Source organism: Variovorax sp. 20P10.2.4 (assembly GCF_058244205.1).
On sequence record NZ_JBZAYE010000739.1, the window covers coordinates 1 to 3,296 of the forward strand.

At 72.7% G+C, this 3,296-nt stretch carries 3 protein-coding genes; 2 read left to right on the plus strand and 1 reads right to left on the minus strand.

All coding sequences use genetic code 11. From position 1 onward, the window contains the following. The coding region (locus AC27VN_RS36650; RefSeq protein ID WP_490879812.1) for an amidase family protein at positions 1-1,097 on the plus strand (1,097 nt) is incomplete at its 5' end. A gap of 17 nt (positions 1,098-1,114) precedes the next feature. Here the strand turns inward: AC27VN_RS36650 and AC27VN_RS36655 are convergent. Then, positions 1,115-1,858: a helix-turn-helix transcriptional regulator gene (locus AC27VN_RS36655; RefSeq protein ID WP_490879813.1), complete on the minus strand. Its 744-nt coding sequence runs from the start codon at positions 1,856-1,858 to the stop codon at positions 1,115-1,117. 155 nt (positions 1,859-2,013) lie between these two features. Between AC27VN_RS36655 and AC27VN_RS36660 the strand changes: the two genes are divergently transcribed. Then, positions 2,014-3,296: sensor histidine kinase (locus AC27VN_RS36660; protein ID WP_490879814.1), on the plus strand; the 1,283-nt coding region annotated here is incomplete at its 3' end.

Sequence of the window (3,296 nt, forward strand, 5' to 3'; positions counted from 1 at the left end):
TGCGCGCGGCCGGCGCCATCGTGCTGGGCAAGACCCACATGCACGAGCTGGCCTTCGGCGTCACCGGCTACAACCCGGCCTTCCCCTCGGGCCCCGAGGTCGGCGTGCGCAATGCCTACGACCCGCGCCGCATCGCGGGCGGTTCCTCGTCGGGCAACGGCGCGGCGCTCGGCGCGCGCATGGTGTCGGCCGCGCTGGGCACCGACACCGGCGGCTCGGTGCGCATTCCCTGCGCCTTCAACGGCTGCGCGTCGCTGCGGCCCTCGATGGGCCGCTATCCGCAGCAGGGCATCGCGCCGATCTCGCACACGCGCGACACCGCCGGCCCGATGGCGCTGTCGGTGGCCGACCTGGTGCTGCTCGACCGCGCGATCGCGGGCGGCGCGGCGGTGCGTCCCGCCGACCTGAAGCGCGTGCGGCTCGGCGTGGTGCCGGCCTTCTTCGCCAACCTCGATGCCGACACCCGAGCCGCCACCGATGCCGCGCTGGCCAAGCTGCGCGCGGCCGGCGTCACGCTGGTCGAGCTCGAGATGCCGAAGCTCGGCGAGCTCAACGGCGCGGTGGGCTTCCCGGTCGCGCTCTACGAGGCGAACGACGACATGGCGGCCTACCTCGCGAAGTACGACACGGGCATCGACCTGAAGCAGCTCGCCGCGGGCATCGCGAGCCCCGACGTCAAGGGCACCTTCGACGGCCTGGTGCTGCCGCGCAAGCTGCCGGCCGCGAACGGCACGGTCGACGCCAAGCCGGCCTACGACCACGCGATGCGCGTGGCGCGGCCGGCGCTGCAGAAGCTCTACCGCGACACCTTCACGAAGCACCGGCTCGACGCGCTGGTGTTCCCGACCGTGCCGCAGGTGGCGCTGCTGGCCGCGCCCGAGGCCAGCAGCCCCGAGAACTTCGGCGCGCTGATCCAGAACACCGACCCCGGCAGCAACGCCGGCATCCCGGGCCTGCAACTGCCCTCGGCGCTGGGCGCGACCAGCGGCCTGCCGATCGGGCTCGAGCTCGACGGTCCCGCGGGCAGCGACCGCCGCCTGCTGGCGCTGGGCCTGGCGATCGAGCCCTTGCTGGGGCGGCTGCCGGCGGCGAAGTAAGCCGGTGCGCGATTTCTTCAATCGCGCGGCAGCACGCCCGCGAGCGCCGAGCGGCGCTCGATGCCGAGCTTGTCGAAGATGCGCCGCAGGTAGGTGCGCACCGTGGGCACGCCCACCGCCATGCGGCGCGCGATGTCCTTGTCGGTGAGGCCTTCGCGCACCGCGCGTGCCACCTGCTGCTCGCGCGCGCTGAGGCTGGCCCAGGGTGAGGCCACCGTGCTTCCCGCGCCGCCGGTGCGTTGCTGCGCGCGCCGCAGCGCGCCCGCGAACGCGGGTTCGATCAGGTCGAGCATCAGCGTCTCGCGCGCGCCGAAATCGCCGCGCTCCTTGCGGCGCCAGATGCGCAGGTCGCCGAGCGCGCGCTCGCCGTCGAAGGCATGAAGGTTCAGGCCCCAGTGCAGGCCGTCGCGCGCGAGGAAGTCGTTGAAGAAGGGCGTGCGCATCAGTTCGCGCTGCGGCATCACCTCGGTCACGCGCGTGGCGCGGCGGCGCGACTGCAGCACGAAGGTGATCGGGTCGTGGTGCTGGTACCACTGCGCATAGGTGTCGAGGTTGGCCGGCGCCATGTTGATCGCCACGCGCGAGCCGAAGCCGCCGCACTCGGCGTCCCAGACGAAGGAGGCGAACTGGTCGGCCCGCAGCAGGCCGAGCAGCGCATGGCCGAGGCGCTCGCGGATCTCGCGTTCGCCGCCCTCGTCGTCGCGCGCGAGCAGCGTGAACACGCCGCGCAAGGCCTGCTGTTCGGAAGCGCTCAGGTACATGGCCGTTGTTCCTCGATGGTGTGCGTTGGCGGCTCGTGGTCCACCCCGGTCTCCGGGGCGCCACGTTAGCGGGTAGCAAGCGGCACGCCAAGGGTGGATGCCCGCGGGTCGATGGGAGGACACATGGCGCGGGCAGAATGGGCCGCGAAGCCGCCATGCCACCGACCCCGCCCACGCCTCCCGCCAGCGCCGAGCGCTCGTCCGCGCAGGCCGCTGGCCTGCTGCGGCGGCTGCGCGCCTACTGGGTCGAATCGCCCAACCCGAACCCGCTGGTCGACCGGAGCCTGGCGCGCGCCTACATCGTCGACACCATGGACACGCCGTTGTCGGCCGCCGTCACCGCCGCGGTGTTCTGGATCACCTTCCTCGTGCTCACCGGCCACAAGGGCACGCTGGTGTGGGCCGTGCTGGTGCATGGCATGCAATGGCACATGCATCGCCACCTGCGCAGCCTCGCGCCGGAGGCGATCGATGCTGCCTCGGCCTGGGCCACGCGCCGCCGCCTCGAGCTGCGCATGCTGTTCCCGGGCGTGGTGTGGGCGCTGGCGCCGTGGCTGTTCTTTCCGAGCGGCGATCTCGCGCACATCCTGCTCTTGTACTTCTTCGTGAGCGGTGTCACCGGCGTGATCATCGCGGCGCTCGCGCAGTGGTGGCTCGCGGCCCTGTGCTTCAGCGTGCCGGTGTTCCTGAGCCTTGCGCTGCGGCTGGTGATCGAGCCCGGCAGCGTGACGGTCATCATGGGCTGCCTCGCGCTCTCGCAGCTGCTGGCGGCGCTGCACTACGCGCGCAAGCAGAACCGGCTGATCGTGGGCTCGATCGAGAACGGCTTCGAGAACGCGCGGCTGGCCGATGCGCTGGCGCGCCAGCTCGAGCACGTGGCGCAGCTCGCGGCGCAGCGCGCGCGCATCTTCGCGGCCGCCAACCACGATCTGCGCCAGCCCATGCATGCGCTCGCGATCTTCGTCGACGCGCTCGACACGCGCCACGCGCCCACGGCCGAGAACCTGCGCTTCATGCGCGACAGCGTCGATGCGCTGCGCGGCTCGATCGACGCGCTGCTCGACATCGCGCAGCTCGACGGCGGCGTGGCGCCGGTGCGCTTCGAGCCGGTGCGGCTGGCCACGCTGTTCGCGCCGCTGCAGGGGCGCTTCGCGGCGCTGGCACAGACCAAGGGGCTGGTGCTGCGCATCCGCGCCACGCCCGCGGTGGTGCGCGCCGACGCGCGCATGCTCGCGCGGCTGCTCGGCAACCTGGTCGACAACGCGATCAAGTACACGCCCCACGGCACGGTGCTGGTGTGCGCGCGGCGCACGCGCGGCGGTCCCTCGGGCACGGCGCCCGCCTGGCGCATCGAGGTGCGCGATTCGGGCGTGGGCATCGACACGGCGCACCGCGAGCAGGTGTTCGAGGAGTTCTTCCAGGTCGACAACCCCGGGCG

Coding starts and splice junctions, on each gene's coding strand:
- AC27VN_RS36655 (WP_490879813.1), bottom strand. CDS start 1,858: ATGTACCTGAGCGCTTCCGAACAGCAGGCCTTGCGCGGCGTGTTCACG.